General features: G+C 66.4%; 1 protein-coding gene. It reads left to right on the forward strand.

The window, feature by feature from the left end; translation table 11 throughout:
- Positions 1-126: 126 nt before the first annotated feature.
- A partial coding sequence (locus tag E1212_RS29135; protein ID WP_131989034.1) for an IS256 family transposase occupies positions 127-883 on the forward strand: 757 nt, incomplete at its 3' end.

Here is an 883-nt window from a genome sequence, read left to right on the forward strand (position 1 = left end):
GGTGATGTCCCCGCTTGTGGTGTAACTCGTCGGGCCTGACGGCGTGGGTGACCACGCGTGTGGAGGCCATCGTGTGATGGTCAGCGAGACCACGCCAATGGTTCTCGCGGAAGGACACATCACACGATGGCTCTGGACCAGTCTGCCTTGCTCGAGGTGCTCGATGCGCTCAAGGGCGCTGATGTCGAGGAACGCGTCAGGCAGGCAGCCACGACGATCTATCAAGCACTGATCGAGGCTGAGCTCACGGCGGTGATCGGCGCGGGCCCGCATGAGCGTAGCGATACCCGCTTGGCCCAGCGCAATGGGCACCGACCCAAGACGATCACCACGACGGCCGGCGACTTGGAGTTGCGGATCCCGAAGCTGCGGACCGGGTCGTTCTTCCCCAGCCTTCTGGAGCGGCGGCGACGAGTGGATCAGTCGCTGTTCGCGGTGATCATGGAGGCGTATCTGCACGGCACCAGCACCCGCAAGGTCGATGACCTGGTCAAGGCGCTGGGTGCGGACACCGGCATCAGCAAGTCCGAGGTGTCGCGGATCTGTCAGGAGTTGGACGTTGAGGTAGCTGCGTTCCGAGACCGCAGCCTGGACGAGCAGCCGTTCCGCTACGTGTTCCTCGACGCCACCTATTGCAAGGCCCGCGTCGACCACCGCGTGGTGTCCCAAGCGGTGGTCGTGGCAACCGGGGTCGCGGCCGACGGGCGGCGCGAGGTGCTCGGCTTCGATGTCGGCGACAGCGAGGACGGCGCGTTCTGGACCGCGTTCCTACGCTCGTTGAAGACCCGCGGCCTCACCGGGGTGCAGCTGGTCATCTCCGACGCCCACGCCGGGCTCAAGCACGCCATCGAGGCGGTGCTGCTCGGCGCGGCTTGGCAGCGCT

Source organism: Jiangella ureilytica, assembly GCF_004348545.1.
GTDB classification, from domain to species: Bacteria; Actinomycetota; Actinomycetes; order Jiangellales; family Jiangellaceae; genus Jiangella; species Jiangella ureilytica.